This window comes from Stenotrophomonas sp. 89682_Sma, assembly GCF_056481405.1.
Genome location: NZ_CM151147.1, coordinates 3,164,099 through 3,181,392, shown reverse-complemented (window position 1 = coordinate 3,181,392; position 17,294 = coordinate 3,164,099). Strand labels below are relative to the sequence as shown.

Annotated in this window: 15 protein-coding genes and 2 tRNA genes; 8 read left to right on the top strand and 9 right to left on the bottom strand. The window is 66.8% G+C overall.

What is annotated here, in order from left to right; translation table 11 throughout:
- The first annotated feature begins 16 nt into the window (after nucleotides 1-16).
- From ACZK29_RS14790 to ACZK29_RS14755, 8 genes are read left to right on the top strand one after another with little or no spacing between them, the layout of a single operon-like run.
- Nucleotides 17-1,105, top strand: a complete 1,089-nt coding sequence (locus tag ACZK29_RS14790; RefSeq protein ID WP_049404648.1) for an acetylornithine deacetylase — start codon at nucleotides 17-19, stop codon at nucleotides 1,103-1,105.
- Between the two features lie 25 nt (nucleotides 1,106-1,130).
- Complete coding sequence (locus ACZK29_RS14785) at nucleotides 1,131-2,459, top strand: acetylglutamate kinase (protein ID WP_478446197.1); 1,329 nt, start codon at nucleotides 1,131-1,133, stop codon at nucleotides 2,457-2,459.
- A 3-nt stretch (nucleotides 2,460-2,462) separates the two neighbouring features.
- The gene (locus ACZK29_RS14780; RefSeq protein ID WP_478446196.1) at nucleotides 2,463-3,065 is read left to right on the top strand and encodes a GNAT family N-acetyltransferase; all 603 of its coding nucleotides are present in this window, start codon (nucleotides 2,463-2,465) and stop codon (nucleotides 3,063-3,065) included.
- Nucleotides 3,062-4,015, top strand: a complete 954-nt coding sequence (gene argC, locus ACZK29_RS14775) for an N-acetyl-gamma-glutamyl-phosphate reductase (RefSeq protein WP_014647783.1) — start codon at nucleotides 3,062-3,064, stop codon at nucleotides 4,013-4,015. The genes ACZK29_RS14780 and argC overlap by 4 nt, the downstream gene beginning before the upstream one ends.
- A gap of 20 nt (nucleotides 4,016-4,035) precedes the next feature.
- On the top strand, nucleotides 4,036-5,331 hold the full coding sequence (argH, locus tag ACZK29_RS14770; protein ID WP_111202867.1) for an argininosuccinate lyase: 1,296 nt from the start codon (nucleotides 4,036-4,038) through the stop codon (nucleotides 5,329-5,331).
- Nucleotides 5,331-5,594 (top strand): YciI family protein, encoded by a 264-nt coding sequence (locus ACZK29_RS14765; RefSeq protein WP_111202865.1) that lies wholly within the window; start codon nucleotides 5,331-5,333, stop codon nucleotides 5,592-5,594. Before argH ends, ACZK29_RS14765 begins: the two co-directional genes overlap by 1 nt.
- A gap of 11 nt (nucleotides 5,595-5,605) precedes the next feature.
- Nucleotides 5,606-6,763 (top strand): glutamate 5-kinase, encoded by a 1,158-nt coding sequence (proB, locus tag ACZK29_RS14760; RefSeq protein WP_111202863.1) that lies wholly within the window; start codon nucleotides 5,606-5,608, stop codon nucleotides 6,761-6,763.
- The gene (locus tag ACZK29_RS14755) at nucleotides 6,760-8,031 is read left to right on the top strand and encodes a glutamate-5-semialdehyde dehydrogenase (protein ID WP_111202862.1); all 1,272 of its coding nucleotides are present in this window, start codon (nucleotides 6,760-6,762) and stop codon (nucleotides 8,029-8,031) included. The genes proB and ACZK29_RS14755 overlap by 4 nt, the downstream gene beginning before the upstream one ends.
- 168 nt (nucleotides 8,032-8,199) lie before the next feature.
- Here ACZK29_RS14755 and pgaD read toward each other — a convergent pair whose 3' ends face one another.
- The 9 genes from pgaD to cydB all read right to left on the bottom strand — a co-directional run bounded on the left by pgaD (nucleotide 8,200) and on the right by cydB (nucleotide 17,282).
- Nucleotides 8,200-8,670, bottom strand: a complete 471-nt coding sequence (gene pgaD / locus ACZK29_RS14750) for a poly-beta-1,6-N-acetyl-D-glucosamine biosynthesis protein PgaD (protein ID WP_106550061.1) — start codon at nucleotides 8,668-8,670, stop codon at nucleotides 8,200-8,202.
- Nucleotides 8,667-9,923: a poly-beta-1,6-N-acetyl-D-glucosamine synthase gene (pgaC, locus tag ACZK29_RS14745; RefSeq protein ID WP_111202860.1), complete on the bottom strand. Its 1,257-nt coding sequence runs from the start codon at nucleotides 9,921-9,923 to the stop codon at nucleotides 8,667-8,669. Before pgaC ends, pgaD begins: the two co-directional genes overlap by 4 nt.
- Before the next feature lies 1 nt (nucleotide 9,924).
- On the bottom strand, nucleotides 9,925-11,811 hold the full coding sequence (gene pgaB / locus ACZK29_RS14740) for a poly-beta-1,6-N-acetyl-D-glucosamine N-deacetylase PgaB (protein ID WP_478446195.1): 1,887 nt from the start codon (nucleotides 11,809-11,811) through the stop codon (nucleotides 9,925-9,927).
- A 1-nt stretch (nucleotide 11,812) separates the two neighbouring features.
- Entirely contained in the window at nucleotides 11,813-13,840 is a 2,028-nt protein-coding gene (gene pgaA, locus ACZK29_RS14735) for a poly-beta-1,6 N-acetyl-D-glucosamine export porin PgaA (RefSeq protein ID WP_478446194.1), read from the bottom strand.
- 344 nt (nucleotides 13,841-14,184) lie between these two features.
- Nucleotides 14,185-15,390, bottom strand: a complete 1,206-nt coding sequence (locus ACZK29_RS14730) for a CynX/NimT family MFS transporter (protein WP_111202856.1) — start codon at nucleotides 15,388-15,390, stop codon at nucleotides 14,185-14,187.
- 220 nt (nucleotides 15,391-15,610) lie between these two features.
- A tRNA-Pro gene (locus ACZK29_RS14725) sits at nucleotides 15,611-15,687 on the bottom strand.
- Nucleotides 15,688-15,827: 140 nt separating this feature from the next.
- A tRNA-Pro gene (locus ACZK29_RS14720) sits at nucleotides 15,828-15,904 on the bottom strand.
- A 55-nt stretch (nucleotides 15,905-15,959) separates the two neighbouring features.
- Complete coding sequence (cydX, locus tag ACZK29_RS14715) at nucleotides 15,960-16,076, bottom strand: cytochrome bd-I oxidase subunit CydX (RefSeq protein ID WP_005410354.1); 117 nt, start codon at nucleotides 16,074-16,076, stop codon at nucleotides 15,960-15,962.
- 54 nt (nucleotides 16,077-16,130) lie between these two features.
- Entirely contained in the window at nucleotides 16,131-17,282 is a 1,152-nt protein-coding gene (gene cydB / locus ACZK29_RS14710; protein WP_478446193.1) for a cytochrome d ubiquinol oxidase subunit II, read from the bottom strand.
- Nucleotides 17,283-17,294 lie beyond the last annotated feature (12 nt).

The window sequence follows — 17,294 nt, the reverse complement described above, 5'->3', positions numbered from 1 at the left end:
ACGGATATTCAGACACATGCTTGAACAGACGCTCGATCACCTGCAGGCCCTGGTGTCCTTCGACACCCGCAACCCGCCGCGTGCGATCACCACCGGCGGCATCTTCGATTACCTGCGCGCGAACCTGCCGGGCTTCAACGTCGAGGTGATCGACCACGGCGCGGGCGCGGTCAGCCTGTACGCGGTGCGTGGTACGCCGAAGTACCTGTTCAACGTGCACCTGGACACCGTGCCGGACTCGCCGCACTGGAGTGCCGACCCGCACGTGATGCGGCGCCTGGACGACCGCGTGGTCGGCCTGGGCGTGTGCGACATCAAGGGCGCGGCGGCCGCGCTGGTGGCCGCAGCCAATGCCAGCGATGGTGACGCCGCGTTCCTGTTCTCCAGCGACGAGGAAGCCAACGATCCGCGCTGCATCGCCGCGTTCCTGGCCCGCGGCATTCCGTACGAAGCGGTGCTTGTGGCCGAGCCGACCATGAGCGAAGCGGTGCTGGCGCATCGCGGCATCAGCTCGGTGCTGATGCAGTTCGCCGGCCGCGCCGGGCATGCCTCGGGCAAGCAGGATGCCGCCGCCAGCGCGCTGCACCAGGCCATGCGCTGGGGCAACCGTGCGCTGGACCATGTGGAATCGTTGGCGTCGGCGCGCTTTGGCGGACTGACCGGCCTGCGCTTCAACATCGGCCGCGTCGAAGGCGGCATCAAGGCCAACATGATCGCGCCCGCCGCCGAAGTGCGCTTCGGTTTCCGGCCGCTGCCGTCGATGAACATCGACGCGTTGCTGGCCACCTTCGCCGGTTTCGCCGAGCCGGAAGCGGCGGTATTCACCGAAACCTTCCGTGGCCCCAGCCTGCCGGCCGGCGACATCGCCGAAGCCGAGAACCGCCGCCTGCTGGCGCGCGACGTGGCCGATGCCCTGGACCTGCCGATCGGCAACGCGGTGGACTTCTGGACCGAAGCCTCGCTGTTCTCGGCCGGTGGCTACACCACGCTGGTGTTCGGCCCGGGTGACATCGCCCAGGCCCACACCGCCGACGAGTTCGTGACGCTGGACCAGCTGCAGCGCTACACCGACGCCGTGCATCGCATCATCGCCGCCGGCGCCTGATTCTTCCCTTTCCGACGAAACCGAAATGTCTCCTGCCCTCCAGCCCCACCGCCAGACCCGCCAGACCATCGTGCGCCTGCTTTCCAGCATGGCCAGCGCGAAGGAGATCAGCCAGTACCTCAAGCGCTTTTCGCAGCTGGATGCCAAGCGCTTCGCCGTGGTCAAGGTCGGCGGCGCAGTGCTGCGCGATGACCTCGACGCACTGACCTCCTCGCTGTCGTTCCTGCAGGAAGTCGGGCTGACCCCGATCGTGCTGCACGGCGCCGGCCCGCAGCTGGATGCCGAACTGTCGGCCGCCGGCATCGAGAAGCAGACCGTCAATGGTCTGCGCGTGACTTCGCCGGAAGCGCTGGCGATCGTGCGCCGGGTGTTCCAGCAGTCCAACCTGCGGCTGGTCGAGGCGCTGCAGCAGAACGGCGCGCGCGCCACCTCGATCACCGGTGGCGTGTTCGAGGCCGAGTACCTGGACGTGGATACCTACGGCCTGGTCGGCGAGGTGAGGAAGGTCAACCTGGCGCCGATCGAGGCCAGCCTGCGTGCGGGCTCGATCCCGGTCATCACCAGCCTGGGTGAAACCGCCGGTGGCCAGATCCTCAACGTCAACGCCGACTTCGCCGCCAACGAGCTGGTGCAGGAACTGCAGCCGTACAAGATCATCTTCCTGACCGGCACCGGCGGCCTGCTGGACGAGGCGGGCAACGTGATCGATTCGATCAACCTGTCCACCGAGTACGACCACCTGATCGCACAGCCGTGGATCCACGGCGGCATGAAGGTGAAGATCGAACAGATCAAGGACCTGCTCGACCGGCTGCCGCTGGAATCGTCGGTGTCGATCACCCGCCCGGCCGACCTGGCCAAGGAACTGTTCACCCACAAGGGCTCGGGCACGCTGGTGCGCAAGGGCGAGAAGGTGCTGCGCGCCACCGCCTGGAACGAACTGGACCTGCCGCGCCTGAAGGGCCTGATCGAATCCAGCTTCGGCCGCACCCTGGTGCCGGACTACTTCGAGAAGACCAGACTGCTGCGCGCCTATGTCAGCGAGAACTACCGCACCGCGGTGATCCTCACCGACGAAGCCGAAGGCGTGTACCTCGACAAGTTCGCCGTGCTCGACGATGCGCAGGGTGAAGGCCTGGGCCGTGCAGTCTGGAACGTGATGCTGGAGGAAACCCCGCAGCTGTTCTGGCGCTCGCGCCATGGCAATCCGATCAATCACTTCTATTACGCCGAGTCCGATGGCTGCTACAAGCAGGATCAGTGGAAAGTGTTCTGGTTCGGTGCCGATGGCATCGATCGCATCCGCACCTATGTCGACCACTGCGCCAAGCGCACACCAAGCCTGCAGGGCTGAGCGATGAGCAACCCCGACGCCTGGAATTCGGTACCCACCCTGCGCGGCCAGCACGTGATGCTGCAGCCGCTGCAGATGGAACATGTGCCGGGCCTGCGCGCTGCGCTGGACGGCAGCGGGCTGGACCAGCTCTGGTACACGCAGGTGCCGTCGCCGGAGCGGGCCGAGGCCTATGTGCAGGCCGCGCTGCAGGCGCAGGCCGAAGGCAAGGTGCTGCCGTTCGTGATCCGCGATGCCGCCGGTGAGATCATCGGCAGCACGCGCTTCTACGACATGGATGCGAGCGTGCCGAAACTCAGCCTTGGCTACACCTGGTACACGCCGCGCGTGCAGCGCACCGGTGCCAATACCGATGCCAAGCTGTTGTTGCTGCAGCACGCCTTTGAAACGATGGGTTGCATCAGCGTGGTGCTGGAAACCAGCTGGTTCAACGCCACTTCACGCACCGCCATTGCCCGCCTCGGCGCCAAGCAGGATGGCGTGCTGCGCAACCACAAGCGGCACGCCGACGGCACGCCGCGCGACACCGTCATCTTCTCCATCATCGACGCGGAATGGCAGGGCGTGAAGCGCCACCTGCAGTACCGCCTGGACAGTCACGCATGAACGATTCGACTTTCACTCTGGGCATCGTCGGTGCCCGCGGCCATACCGGCGCCGAGCTGATCAAGCTGGTGGCCGCCCACCCGCGGCTGGAGCTGGCCTTTGTGTCTTCGCGCGAGCGGGCCGGGCAGCGCCTGTCCGACCATCACCCGGAATTCCAGGGCGAGCTGCAGTACGAAAACCTGGACGCCGATGCAGTGGCGGCCAAGGGCGTGGACGCGGTGATCCTGGCCCTGCCGAACGGCCTGGCCGCACCGTTCGTGGCCGCGCTTGAAGCCGCGAAGCCGGACACCGTCATCGTCGACCTCTCGGCCGACTATCGTTTCGATAACAGCTGGTACTACGGCCTGCCGGAACTGACCCGCGGCCGCTACAACGGCCAGAAGCACATCAGCAACCCGGGCTGCTATGCCACCGCGATGCAGCTGGCGGTGCATCCGCTGCTGGACCTGCTGGCCGGCCCGCCGCAGTGCTTCGGTGTCTCCGGCTACTCCGGTGCCGGTACCACCCCGTCGGACAAGAACAACGTTGAACTGCTGGCCGACAACCTGATGCCCTACGCGCTGACCAACCACGTGCACGAGCGCGAAGTGTCGGTGCAGCTGGGTGTGGCCGTCGAGTTCATGCCGCACGTCGCCCCGCATTTCCGTGGCATCACGCTTACCGCCAACCTGTGGTTGAACCGGGTGCAGACCCGCGAGCAGATCGTCGAGCGCTTCCAGCAGGCCTATGCCGGTGAACCGCTGATCGAGGTGGTGGATGAGGCGCCGTGGGTCAGCCGCATTGCCGGTCGCCACGGTGCCCAGGTCGGAGGCTTCACCCTGGCCCCGGGCGGCAAGCGCGTGGTGGTGGTGGCGACCCTGGACAACCTGCTGAAGGGCGCGGCTACCCAGGCCATGCAGAACCTCAACCTTGCGCTGGGCATCGACGAACTGACGTCGATCCCGCACTGAACACGTATTCCGGAGCCTCCATGGCAGACCTTCTTTGGCAGAAGCCCGGCGTCGCCGTCGACGCCCAGATCCAGACCTTCCTCGCCGGCGACGACGTGATCCTCGATCGCGAGTTCTTCCTGCACGACATCGCCGCCAGCGCCGCGCATGCACAGGGCCTGCAGCACATCGGCATCCTCAGTGCCGATGAGCTGGCTGGCCTGCTGCGCGAACTGGACGTGCTGGCGCAGGACTTCCGCGAAGGCCGCTTCGTGCTGGATACGCAGTACGAAGATGGCCACTCGGCGATCGAAGCGCGCCTGACCGAACGCCTCGGCGATGCCGGCCGCAAGATCCACACCGGCCGCAGCCGCAACGACCAGATCCTGGTCGCCACCCGCCTGTGGCTGAAAGAGAAGCTGCAGCGCGTGGCGCAGCTCAGCGCCGAAGTGGCCAAGGTCGCGCTGGACCGTGCGCAGGCCGAGAAGGACCTGCCGATTCCCGGCTACACCCACATCCAGCGCGCCGTGGTGTCCTCGGCCGGCATGTGGTGGGCGGGCTGGGCCGAGGCCTTCATCGACAATGCCATCCGCGCCCGTGACACCCATGCGCTGGTCGACGCCAATCCGCTCGGCACGGCTGCCGGCTACGGCGTGAACCTGCCGCTCGACCGCGAACACACCACGGCGGCGCTCGGCTTCGCGCGCATGCAGATCTCGCCGATCTACGCGCAGCTGTCGCGCGGCAAGTTCGAGCTGGCTGCACTGGAAGCACTGGGTGGTGCCACGCTGGACCTGCGCCGCATCGCCTGGGACCTGTCGCTGTTCACCAGCGCCGAGTTCGGCTTCGTCGCGCTGCCGGCGCAGTACACCACCGGCAGCTCGATCATGCCCAACAAGCGCAACCCGGACGTGATCGAGCTGATGCGTGCCACCCATGCCAGCGTGGCCGCCGCACGTACCGAGATCGAGCAGTTGCTGTCGCTGCCGTCGGGCTACCATCGCGACCTGCAGTCGTCCAAGGGCGCCATCTTCCACGGCTTCGGCCGCGGCCTGGCTGCGCTGGAACTGCTGCCGGCACTACTGGCCAACCTGGAATGGCGTGACGACAAGCTGCGGGCGGCGATTGATTCAGGCATGTATGCCACCGACGTTGCAGTGGAAGCGGCCGTGGCCGGCGTGCCGTTCCGCGAGGCCTACAAGGCCGCCGCTGCCGGTGCCGACAGTGCAGGGCAGGGGCGCACGCCGGAAGGCAGCCTGGCCGCACGTGTATCGCCGGGCTCGGCGGCCGACCTGCGCCTGGATGAACTGCGTGCGCGCTGGCAGGCGCTGGCCTGATGGCGGGCACGGTCTACCTGGTGCTGGCCATGCGCCGGCCCGATTTCAACGCCGCCGCTGTGCAGCCGCACCGTGATTTCCTCGATGCGTTGCAGGCCCAGGGCAAGCTGCACCTGACCGGCGGCTTCGCCGATGGCAGTGGTGGCGCCTACGTGCTGTGCAACGTGGACAGCCTGGCGCAGGCACAGGCCATCGTCGCCACCGATCCGCTGGTGACGATGCAGGCCTCCGACCTGACCGTGCACGAATGGAACACCCGCTGAGACCCTGACCGATGACCCTGCACGCTGCCAACGCCGCTTCGCCGTTCCCACAACAGGCGCTGCCGCCGTGGCGGCGTGCGGTGCTGAAAGTCGGCAGCAGCCTGCTGGCGGCCGACGGTGGTGGCCTGTCGCCGCGGCATGCGCTGGGCCTGGCGCAATTCGTCTCGGCCAACGTGCTGGCCGGGCGCGAGGTGGTGATTGTGTCATCCGGCGCAGTGGCGGCCGGACGCGCGATCCTGCCGCGCGCCGATGAGCCGGGCGCAGCGATGGCGGCGCGGCAGGCCTTGGCGGCGCTTGGCCAGGCCCAGTTGATCGGCCTCTGGCAGCGCTTCTTCGAGCGCCCGGTGGCGCAGGTGCTGCTGACCCATGACGACCTGCGCAACCGCCGCCGTTACCTCAACGCCCGCGCCACCCTCAACGAACTGCTGCGGCTGGGCGCGCTGCCGGTGGTCAACGAGAACGACACCGTGTCGGTGGACGAACTCAAGCTCGGCGACAACGATAATCTGGCGGCGACGGTGGCGGCGCTGGTCGATGCCGATGCGCTGTTCATCGCCACCGACATCGACGGCCTGTACAGCGCCGACCCGCGCTCGCATGCCGACGCACGGCCGCTGCACGACGTTGTGGAATTGAATGATGAAGTGCTGGCGATGGCGGGGGGCGCGGGATCACGTGCCGGGACCGGTGGCATGCGCACCAAGCTGGAAGCGGCGGCAAAGGCGGGCCGCCTCGGCATCGAGACCTACCTGTTCAATGGACGCAGTGGCGAGGTGGTGCGTGCGCTGGCACAGGATCGCCTGTTCGGCACCCGCATCCACGCCGCGCGCAGCCGCGAAGCCGCACGCAAGCACTGGCTGCGGCACGCACCGCTGGCCGAAGGCGTGATCCTGATCGATGCCGGTGCTGCACAGGCGATGCGCGAGAAGGGCGCTTCGCTGTTGCCTGGCGGCATCACCGGTGCGGAAGGGACGTTCCGCCGTGGCGACATGGTGCAGGTGTGCTGGGACGCGTCGCAGGGGCGCGTGTGCATCGCCCGCGGTGTCAGCCAGTACGCGGCCGACGACGTGCGCCGCATCGCTGGCCGCCATTCGCGCGACATCCAGGCCGTGCTCGGCTACAACTACGGCGGCAGCGTCGTCCATCGTGACGACCTGGTGCTGCCATGACCGCATTGAAGGATATTCCGATGAGTGACATCGAAGCGCAGGCGCGGGCCTGCCGTGACGCGGCCCAGGTGGTCGCCGGTCTCGACAGTGACGCCCGGCGCGCGCTGCTGCTGGCGATGGCACAAGCACTGGAAGTGAACGCCGGGCTGATCCTGGCCGGCAACGCGCGTGATCTTGCCGCTGCGCGCGAGAAAGGCGTGGGCAGCGCCATGCTCGATCGTCTGGCATTGGACCCGCCGCGCCTGTTCGCGATGGCCGAGGCCGTGCGCGAAGTGGCCGGATTGCCAGATCCGGTCGGCCAGGTGACCCGCGACGACGTGCGCCCGAACGGGATCCGCGTGCAGAAGGTGCGCGTGCCGCTGGGCGTGATCGCGATGATCTACGAGGCGCGCCCGAACGTGACCGCCGAAGCGGCCGCGCTGTGCCTGAAGGCTGGCAATGGCGTGATCCTGCGTGGTGGCTCCGAAGCGATCCATTCCAACACCGCCATCGCACAGGCGCTGGCGGGGGCGCTCAAGGCCAACGGCGTGCCACCGGCAGCAGTGACGGTGCTGACCGACCTGCGCCGCGAAGCGATGCTGGAACTGCTGCAGCTGCACGAGCTGATCGACCTGGCGATTCCGCGTGGTGGCGAAGGCCTGATCCGTTTCGTCGCCGAACACGCACGGGTGCCGGTGATCAAGCACTACAAGGGCGTCTGCCACCTGTTCGTGGATGCCAGTGCCGACCTTGGCAAGGCCATCGATCTTCTGGTGGATGGCAAGTGCAGTCGTCCGGCCGCCTGCAACTCACTGGAGACCCTGCTGGTGCACCGTGATGTGGCCGAAGCCTTCCTGCCGCGCGTGGCGCAGGCACTCGGCGAGCGCGGCGTGGAGCTGCGTGCCGATGCGCAGGCGCAGCCGCTGCTGCCAGGCAGCACGGCGGTGACCGAGGAGGATTACGCTGCCGAATTCCTCGACCTGGTGCTGGCTGTGCGGGTGGTCGACGACCTCGATGCGGCCATCGCGCACATCCGCCGCTATACCTCCGACCATACCGAAGTGATCGCGACCGAAGACGCCGGCCATGCCGAGCGCTTCGTCACTGCGCTGCGCTCGGCGGTGGTGATGGTCAATGCCTCGTCACGCTTCTCCGACGGTGGCCAGTTGGGCCTGGGCAGCGAGATCGGCATTTCCACCACACGGCTGCATGCCTACGGCCCGATGGGATTGGAGGCGCTCACCGTCGAGCGTTTCGTGGTGCGTGGCGAAGGGCAGACGCGCAAGTAGATCCACGCCATGCGTGGATGCTCTGCGCGGCAGGCCGCGGTGCCGACCAAGGTTGGCACCCACCAGGCCGCGGTGCCGACCACGGTCGGCACCCACCAGGCCCAAGCGCCGGCCAAGGCCGGCATCCACCAAAGCAAACGCCGACCAGGGTCGGCGACTACCGGGGCGTCACACCACCTCGCGGCGGATGCCCACCGGCCGCGCATGCTCATCCATGTGCAGCGTAGCGGACTTGCAGCCCAGCAACCGCTCGGCCAGGCCGGTGCTGGCGCCGAGATCGGCGGCTACTTCATTGAGGCTGGCCAGTGGCCGTGGCAGGCGCCGTTCGTGGCCGCGGAAACGCGCACGGTTGTATTCGGCCCAACCGATCAGCAGCACGCTTGCACACAGCAGCATCAGCGGCAGCGCGACCAGCACATAGGGGTCGAACTGGTTCTTGCGCTCGTACAGCTGCTGCCAGGCCATCTGCCCGCCGATCAGCCATGAGAGCAGGGTCACCAACGGTGCCCACAGGTAGAAGTAGAATCCCCAGAACGCCAGGGTGACGAAGCCCCAGGCGGTGCGCTGGAAGCGCGGTTGATGATGTGGCTTGCGGATCATCCGCGAGTCGAAGCGGTTGGACGGGTGTTGTGCGTTCATCGGATCCCCCGGTCAGGGCTGGTCCAGGTAGCGCGCTTGCTGCGACGGCGCAGCAGGGTCTTGGGAAGCGCCACCAGGGTGGTGGAAAGGCTGATCAGCCAGTACGCCATCGGGTACCAGATGACCCAGAAGTAGTTGCGTCCAATCTGTGTTTCGTAACGACGGTCGATGATCAGGCTGCTGGCGAACTGCAGCAGGCAGACCAGGGCCAGGATCACGCCATGCCATTGCGGCAGCAGGCTGGCGATGTACAGCTGCGGCGGCATGTCGATGAGCTTGCCCAGCACCCACAACACCACGATGAACAGCATGGTGTAGGCCCAGATCACGCTCAGCACATACTCCAGCAGCACGCCCCACATGCGCCGCTCCTTCCAGTTCAGCAGTGAACGCGCATGCCGCAGCATCACTTCCACGCCGCCCTGCGCCCAGCGCAGCCGTTGCCGCCACAGACCCTTCAGCGTTTCCGGCATCAGGATGAAGCACAGCGCGTTGGGTTCGTAGCGGATGTCCCAATGCGCGCGCTGCAGGCGCCAGCTGATGTCGATGTCCTCGGTCACCATGTCGTCCGACCACCAGCCGACCTCGTGCAGTGCGGTACGACGGAAGCCGGCGATGACCCCGGAGATCGTGAAGATGCGCCCGTAAACACGTTGCGCGCGCTTGATCATGCCGATGATTGAAGAGAATTCGGCCACCTGCAGGCGCCCGAGCAGGGTTGAACGGTTGCGGATGCGTGGGTTGCCGGTGACCGCGCCGACCCGGTTGCCACTGACCAGGTGCCACACCATCCAGTGCAGGGCGTGTTCCTCCAGCATGGCATCGCCATCGATACACACCAGGTACTCTGAGCGTGCCGCCAGCGCCCCCATGCGCAGCGCATTGGCCTTGCCGAGGTTGCGGTCCAGGTGCAGCACGCGCAGCCGTGGATGTTTCGCCGCCAGCACGTCGAGCCGGGCGCCGGTGTCGTCACTGCTGCCATCATCGATGGCGATCACCTCGTAGTCGGCCGGATAGCGCTGCGCCAGCGCGGCCCCCAGGGTGTCGTCCAGGTTCTCCGATTCGTTGTGGCAGGGAATCAGCAGGCTTGCGAACGGTGGATCCACCATCAACGGAGGATCATTGCGCGGGCGCGAATGGCGTTCGCGCCGGAAGTAGTAGTACAGACCGCCCGACATCCAGAAGAACGCCATCACCATCGGGTAGTAGAAGGCAAACTGGAACAGGACCTGCAGCAGCGGATGCATGTCCATGTCACTTCTCCGGGTACGGGAAGTTGCCGGCGGACATCGCCGCGCGGGCATCATGGGTGGAAGGCTGGCCGGCGATGAAGTCATCCGGGTACCAGGCGAAATGGTGTACGCCCTGCGCCTGCAGCTGGCGGATCTGCGCGCGCAGGCGTGCGGCGGGAATCGGCTGGCCGCTGCGCCAATCCACGGTCTGCAGTTCGAACAGGGTGTGCTGCAGCTGGGGATCGTGCGCGCGCACCGCGGCCAGCAGCTGGTCCAGCCAGCGTTCCGGGTGCCTGCTGCCTTCCATCCATGGCATCGCCATCAGCGCGGTCTGATCGTAAGCCTTGTTGAACAGGTCCAGGCGCTGTGCAAACCAGGCCTCACTCTGCGGGCGCAACACCGGCTCGGCATACAGGTTGCGCACTGTCGCCAGCTTCGGTCGCCAACGCTGCGCACTGTCGCGCAGGGTCAGGGTGAAGTCGATCAGCGCCCGGGTGCGTGCGCTGCCATCGTCACCGGCCGCCAGCGCCGGCAGTTCCGTGTCGCGCAGGTAACCATCATCATGGAAGAGCAGGCCTTCGAAGTACGAGTTGACGGCCAGATCCTCGTAGATGTCGAGCATGATCTGGCGTGCCTTCGGGTTGGTGAAGTCCAGCCGGTACATGCCGTCGGCATCGCCGTTGCGGATCGCCAATGCCTTCCGCTGCACCGGGTCGGGCAGCTCGAACCCGAGCACCGGCAGCCAGGCGTAGACCTTCACCCCCGCGCGCGACTTCAGCTGCCAGGCGACCCGGCTGAACAGGTCCGTGCGCATCGGCATGTGCCGGTTGGGGAAGTACAGCGCGTCGGCGGTATTGTTCCCGTCGGGGTCGGCGAAAGCCTGCAGGTAGACGTGGGTGGGCGAGATGCGCTTGACCCGCTCGATCAGCGCATCGAGGTTGCGCGCCTGCTGCGCCGGGTCCGGGTCGTATACATCATCCAGGTCGACCTGCAACGCGCGGATGCCGTCGAGCGCAACGTCGCGGCGCAGCTCGTAGGCCAGGCCCTCCACGGTCGGGTTGTCGCTGACCAGGAAGCGCGCCAGCCCGTGCAGGTCGCTGGCCACCGGCGTGCTGCGGCCTTCCAGATCGAAGGATACCGGCATGCCCAGCTGCTCGGCGATGTCGTTGCTCAACTGGTTGTAGGCGGCATAGGGCCAGACGATGGCGCGCGGGCGTATGCCAAGGTGCTGCTGGATGCGCTGCACGCTACGGCCGAGGTCGGCGCGCAGGCGCTGCTCGTACTGCGCCTCGCTCTCGTAGCTGTGCGTGGCTGGACGGTAGATGCGGGTGACCACCGCTGGCGTCGAATTGCCCTGCGGATTGGCAAGCACACCGTGATGCAGGTCGTCGGTATGGCTGGCCACTTCGATCAGGCCGCTGTCGTGCATCTGCTTCAGCTGCGCCCAGGTAACGAAGTCATCGTGGCCGAACGGCCGGTAGCCATAGTCGATCGTGCGCCCGGGCGCCATGTCCACGTAATCGGTGATCACTGCCACCAGCGCCGGGTAGCGGTAGGCCTGCAGCAGCGGGAACGCCTTGTCGTAGACGCTGCGCAGGCCGTCATCGAAGGTCAGCAGCACGGGCTTTGGCGGCAGCGTGGCGCGCCCCTGTGAGGCGTCGATCACCTGCGACAACGACACCGGGTGATAGCCGTGCGCACCCAGCCAGTCCAGGTGCGCGGCGAAGTTCTGCGTGCTCACCGCGTAGGTATCGGCGTCGCCCTTGGCCGCGACCTGGTCGCGGATGTCGTGGTAGCTGAGGATCAGCAGGCCGTTGTCAATGGCATCGAGATGCAGGGCCTGCTGCGCGAACGCCGGCGGTGCGGCGGACAGCAGCAGGAGCACGATCAGTCGCAGGATGCGGGCCATGTCACTCTCCCCAGCGCAGTGCGGCTTCGAAGCCGATATGACGCTCGCGGTGGCCGTCGTAGACCGGCCGCGACCAGCGCACGCCGTACTCGAACACGCGGCCCTGGCCCAGCTGCCATTCGTGCATGTAGGACACCGAAGGGACCAGCGCGCTGCCGAAGCCGTCCTGCCAGTAGTCACCCAGCGAGACCGTCAGCCGGTGCCGGAAGTGGCGCTCGTAGTGCCGCCACAACTGCTGGTCGATGCGCATTCCGATCTCGACCATGCGGTCGCGCTTCGGGTTGAAGTAGGGCGCGTCGTCGCGGCTGCCGCGGCTGGTGTAGGCACTGGCGAGGCCATCGATCAGCCAGCGCGGCCGAGTCAGCAGGCGCTGTTCAACGCTGGTGCTGAACAGTTCGCGGTGGTTGCCGTCGTCGTAGCGGAAGCGGCTGGCGCCGAACACCCAGTGGGTCAGCTCGCTGCGCCGGTAGTCGACCTGCGCGCTCACGCTGTCAGCGGTGATGCCGGCCACGCGCGCCTGCATCGAGGCTTCCGGATCGTTGCGTACAGCCACCAGCCCGGCATGCCAGTAATCGTTGAACTGCCAGCCGACACCGAGACGCAGGCCGGTATCGCCGACGTGGTCGTTGGCACGCAGCGCGGCGGCTTCGGCATCCAGTCGGCCGAAGCGATAGCGCACGCCTGCACCCAGCCACAGCGGGTCGATGCGCTGGTCCTGGAAATCGACCGAGCGCCTGTCGGCGAAGGCGAACAACCGCCAGCGGTCGTCGAGCACCGGCGTCTGCACTTCCATGCCGTAGTGACGGTCGTTGTTGCCCAGTGGCGATGTGCCGCCACCGCCGGAGCTGCGGCCAATGTCGGTCCATGCCTTCAGCTGCCAACCGCGATGCGCGCGCCATGCCTGGTCCATGCGTTCGACGGCGGGCTGGGTGGGGTAGCGTGCCACCAGATCGTCGTGCAGCGGTCGCGCCAGATCATCGCGTTGCAGGGCAACGTACGCCTCTTCCATGCCGAGCCGGGGCTCGATGTCGCGTGGGTCCAGTGCATGCGCCATCTGCTGGCGCTGCAGGGCCGTGCGTGGCCAGCCGCGCATCATGTAGACGCTGCCCAGTGCGCTCTGCAGGCCGCCGTTGCCCGGTGCGATGTCGACCATCGATTCCAGGTCGTGCTGTGCGGTGCGCAGGTCGCCGCTGTAGGCGCGCACCATTGCCAGGTTCAGGTCGGCCTCGTAGCGCGACCAGTTCGCATACGGCGACTTGCCGTTGCTCCAGCGCCACGCGGGTTCCTTGTCGCGCCATGCCTGCAGCAGGTCGATGGCCTTTTCCTGCTGTTCGCTTTCCAGATAGGCATACGCCAGCTCCGAGTGCGAGGCATCGCGCGAGGGATCGCCAGCGACGGCTGCCTGCAGCACCGGAATCGCTTCCTCCGGGTGCAGGGTGCCCATCAACGAATCGCCTACTGCGGGCAGCACGTAGTCGGGCAGAGTGTGGCCTTCGGCCTGCAGGGCCCGCGCTTCCTCGCGCACCTGCGCATGGCGGCCCAGGCGGTTGAGCAGGATCAGCCGGTCCATGCGGATCCGCAGCGGGGCCTGGGCGGACGGCGTGCCTTCGCTGCCGAGGTAGCGCTGCATGCGTGCCAGGGTCGATTCGGCCTCTTCCAGGCGGCTGTCCTCGCTGCTGCTGTAGGCCAGGCTCCACACCACCAGCTTGGCCAGGTAGTCGCCTTCCAGGCGTTGCTTCTGGGCAGTGTCGAACAGTTGTGGACGCTGCTGGTACAGCTCCCATGCGCGCCATGCATTGCCGATGTCGCCCAGGGTCAGCACGCGCAGCTTGAACAGCAGATCGTCGTTGGGCTGTTGCTGGCTGGCACGCTCGATGGCGCCCAGCGCATCCAACCATCGGGCCTGGTCGCGGTAGCGGCCGATCTCGGCCAGGGCCGCCTCGCGATCGGGCGGGGCAGCGCCGCTGGCCCAGGCCAGGGCAGTGCAGGCGAGGCCGACGCAAAGCGCCAGCCGGCGGTGGACAACCATTGGGGACCCCCTTGGCTTCCTGACCAGACAATCGTGAAAAATGTGACGCACATCACATGCCAGCTTTTGGGGTGGCCGTGCCCTGCGTCACTCCCTTCGTGCACTCCCGCCCAGCAAGGACGGGTACAACCCGGACAGCGACCTGCAATGTCTTGTCTGAAGCGAGAATCCCCCGCACACCGAGTGGTGGCCTGGGCGGCCAGGCCGGCCCCATGCCCAATGCCGGCACGCGGCAAGGAAGGGCATTCGTGGGCACTATCCGCCCGGAATTGTCAGTCCGGCGTCAATTTTCCTGGAATGGCTGACGAGCGGCAGGCGGGGCCGGCGTGCGGCCCCTCAACGGGTTACCAGAGGTCTTCCAGCTTGCGTGGCTTGCAGGCCACCCAGGAGGCGCACAGCATCAGGGTGGCGCAGCCGAACAGGAAGCTGAACGGGAGCGTCCAGCCGTTGCTGACCGTATGCAGCCAGCCGACCAGGAACGGCCCCAGGCAGCTGAAGCTGTAGCCCACGCCCTGCATGAAGCCGGACAGCGCCGCCGAGCCGGTGGGAGTGCGCGTGCGCAGGTTGATCAGGGTCAGCGCCAGCGGAAAGGTGGACGGACCGACGCCGAGCAGGCAGGCCCACAGCAGCGGGGCCTTCATCGGCGCCAGCAGCAGGCCGGTGAAGGCGATCACGAACGAGAAGAAACCGATCAGCACCAGCGGGAACGGGTTCTGCATGCGAACCGCCATCGATGGGATGACCAGTGAAGGCAGCAGCCCCAATGCCGAGAACACCGCCACCATCACGCCACCGAAGGCCGGCGTGCCACCGGCCTCGACCACGATGCGTGGCAGCCAGGTGAACATCGAATAGGTCATCAGCGAGGTCATGCCGAACATCAGCGTCATGCTCCAGCCCAGCGACGTGCGCCAGACTTTCCCATGCGGCTGCGCGGTCGGATCGGTGGCGTCCGCCTGCGGCTTCGGTGCGCGCTTGGCCAGCACCAGCCACGGCAGTGCCGCGGCCAGCGCGAGCAGCGCCCACATGCCCAGCGAGACGCGCCAGCCAGCGGCGTTGGCCACTGGCACCGCCAGCAGCGCCGGCAGCATCGTGCCCAGCTGCAGCACGCTGATGTAGAGCGTGCTCATGGTGCCGACCTTGTTGGCGAAGTAGCGCTTCACCAGCGGCGGTACCACCACGTTGCCGATGCCCATGCCGGCCAGCGCCAGCACCGACCCCAGCAGCAGCGTGCCGACATTGCCGGCGCTGGAGCGCAGCAGCAGGCCGGCCATCGCCATCACCATCGCCAGCAGGGTGGTGCGCTCCAGGCCGAGGCGCCGTGCCAGTGCCGGCGTGGCCACGCCGAACAGCGCGAACGAGGCGGTCGGCAACATGCCCAGCACACCGGTCATGGTGGTGCCGAAGCCGAACTGCTGGCCAAGGACGTCGAGCAGCGGGGTGATCGAGGTGACGGCGGTGCGCAGGTTGATCGCCGCCAGCAGGATGGCGGCGAAAGCGAGGACACGACCGTGCAGCAGCGACGGCGAATCGGAAGTGGAGGAACTCATCGGTGGTCCTTGCAGGTGTCGCACGCCGGAGCAATGGCATGCAGCGCCGGCATCGGTCTACGCCGAAGCGGCAGGTGGGGGAGTGGCTGCAGGCGGGCCGGCAGCGCGGCCATTGTACGTGTGCGGTCCGGCAAGGTCCCGTCATGCGGGCGCGCCGGGCGCTGGATACAAAAAAACCCGGAGGACTGTCGTCTTCCAGGCTTCTTGGTGACCACCGAAGTGGTCGGGGAGACAGGATTCGAACCTGCGACCTCTACGTCCCGAACGTAGCGCTCTACCAGACTGAGCTACACCCCGAAGGGAGCCGCCTATTCTAGCGATTCACCCCGATGGCGGCAAGGGGTAAATGCTGTTTTCTTCACACTGCCGAAGCAGTGCCACTTCAGGGAACAAAAAAGCCTGGACGACTTCACCAGGCTTCAATGCGACCACTTGAGTGGTCGGGGAGACAGGATTCGAACCTGCGACCTCTACGTCCCGAACGTAGCGCTCTACCAGACTGAGCTACACCCCGAAGGAGCCGCCTAAGATACCGTGTGAAGGCCAAGGCGGCAAGGTTTTTTTACAGCTCAGCGACGATTTTCCTTCTCGATGCGGTTCTGCTCGCGGGCTTCGAACCACATGCCGTTGAGGATGGCCACCGTCGAGGCGAGGCCGGCACCGAGAATCCAGGCGAAATACCACATGGTCGATCTCCTTTGTTCAAGGGATGTGCCGGCCGTGGGCCGGCACACCGTCAATCAGTAAGCGTTCGGGTTGTTGCCCATCTCTTCGGTGGTGGTCTTGCCCTTCAGCACGCGGTACACCCAGGTGGTGTAGGCGAGGATGATCGGCAGGAACACCGCCGTGGCCAGCAGCATGATCCACAGGGTCAGGTGGCTGGACGAGGCGTCCCACACGGTCAGGCTGGAGGTGGGCTGGCTCGAGGACGGCAGCAGGAACGGGAAGATGGCGAAACCGACGGTCAGGATGATGCCGGCGATGGCCGCACCGGAAGCGATGAAGGCCAGCCCGCCGCGACGGGCACGCAGCAGCACCGCACTGGCCAGCAGGCCGGCCAGACCCAGCAGCGGTGCCAGGATCGTGGCTGGCATCGCGCTGTAGTTGCGCATCCAGCCACCGGCGGCGCCGAGTTCGGCGGTCTTCAGCAGCGGATTGGTGGCGCCATCGGTAACCACCTGCGAGGTGATCTGGTAACCCGGCAGGCCAAAGGCCACCCAGGCACCGCCCACGGCGAACAGCACGAAGGCGATGATCGCGGCGATGCTGCCGAAACGGGCTGCACGTTCGGCCACCGGGCCGTCGGTCTTCAGTACCAGCATGGCGGCACCGTGGGCGACCAGCATCGACACGCTGAGCAGGCCGGCCAGCAGCGCGAAGGGCATCAGCAGGCCGAAGAACGAGCCGGTGTAGAAGATGCGCATGCTGTCATCGAAGTGGAACGGCACGCCCAGCAGCACGTTGCCCACCGCCACGCCCATGATCAGCGCCGGGATGAAGCCACCGATGAACAGCGCCCAGTCCCAGGTGTTGCGCCAGCGTTCGCTGGGCATCTTGCTGCGGAACTTGAAACCGACCGGACGCAGGATCAGCGCGAACAGGATCACGAACATCGCCAGGTAGAACCCGGAGAAACTGACCGCATAGAGCGGCGGCCAGGCGGCGAAGATCGCGCCGCCGCCCAGGATCAGCCACACCTGGTTGCCTTCCCACACCGGGCCGATGGTGTTGATCACCAGCCGGCGCTCGGCGTCGTTGCGGGCGACGAAGGGCAGCAGGGTGCCCACGCCCAGGTCGAAACCATCCATCACGGCGAAACCGATCAGCAGGATGCCGAGCAGCAGCCACCAGATCACGCGCAGCGTGGTGTAGTCCAGAAGAATGAAATCCATCTTGGTTCTCCT

What these genes read in the sequence shown, in the direction of transcription:
- ACZK29_RS14790 (WP_049404648.1), top strand. Translation starts at nt 17, where the DNA reads ATGCTTGAACAGACGCTCGATCACCTGCAGGCCCTGGTGTCCTTCGAC.
- ACZK29_RS14785 (WP_478446197.1), top strand. Translation starts at nt 1,131, where the DNA reads ATGTCTCCTGCCCTCCAGCCCCACCGCCAGACCCGCCAGACCATCGTG.
- ACZK29_RS14780 (WP_478446196.1), top strand. Translation starts at nt 2,463, where the DNA reads ATGAGCAACCCCGACGCCTGGAATTCGGTACCCACCCTGCGCGGCCAG.
- argC (WP_014647783.1), top strand. Translation starts at nt 3,062, where the DNA reads ATGAACGATTCGACTTTCACTCTGGGCATCGTCGGTGCCCGCGGCCAT.
- argH (WP_111202867.1), top strand. Translation starts at nt 4,036, where the DNA reads ATGGCAGACCTTCTTTGGCAGAAGCCCGGCGTCGCCGTCGACGCCCAG.
- ACZK29_RS14765 (WP_111202865.1), top strand. Translation starts at nt 5,331, where the DNA reads ATGGCGGGCACGGTCTACCTGGTGCTGGCCATGCGCCGGCCCGATTTC.
- proB (WP_111202863.1), top strand. Translation starts at nt 5,606, where the DNA reads ATGACCCTGCACGCTGCCAACGCCGCTTCGCCGTTCCCACAACAGGCG.
- ACZK29_RS14755 (WP_111202862.1), top strand. Translation starts at nt 6,760, where the DNA reads ATGACCGCATTGAAGGATATTCCGATGAGTGACATCGAAGCGCAGGCG.
- pgaD (WP_106550061.1), bottom strand. Translation starts at nt 8,670, where the DNA reads ATGAACGCACAACACCCGTCCAACCGCTTCGACTCGCGGATGATCCGC.
- pgaC (WP_111202860.1), bottom strand. Translation starts at nt 9,923, where the DNA reads ATGGACATGCATCCGCTGCTGCAGGTCCTGTTCCAGTTTGCCTTCTAC.
- pgaB (WP_478446195.1), bottom strand. Translation starts at nt 11,811, where the DNA reads ATGGCCCGCATCCTGCGACTGATCGTGCTCCTGCTGCTGTCCGCCGCA.
- pgaA (WP_478446194.1), bottom strand. Translation starts at nt 13,840, where the DNA reads ATGGTTGTCCACCGCCGGCTGGCGCTTTGCGTCGGCCTCGCCTGCACT.
- ACZK29_RS14730 (WP_111202856.1), bottom strand. Translation starts at nt 15,390, where the DNA reads ATGAGTTCCTCCACTTCCGATTCGCCGTCGCTGCTGCACGGTCGTGTC.
- cydX (WP_005410354.1), bottom strand. Translation starts at nt 16,076, where the DNA reads ATGTGGTATTTCGCCTGGATTCTCGGTGCCGGCCTCGCCTCGACGGTG.
- cydB (WP_478446193.1), bottom strand. Translation starts at nt 17,282, where the DNA reads ATGGATTTCATTCTTCTGGACTACACCACGCTGCGCGTGATCTGGTGG.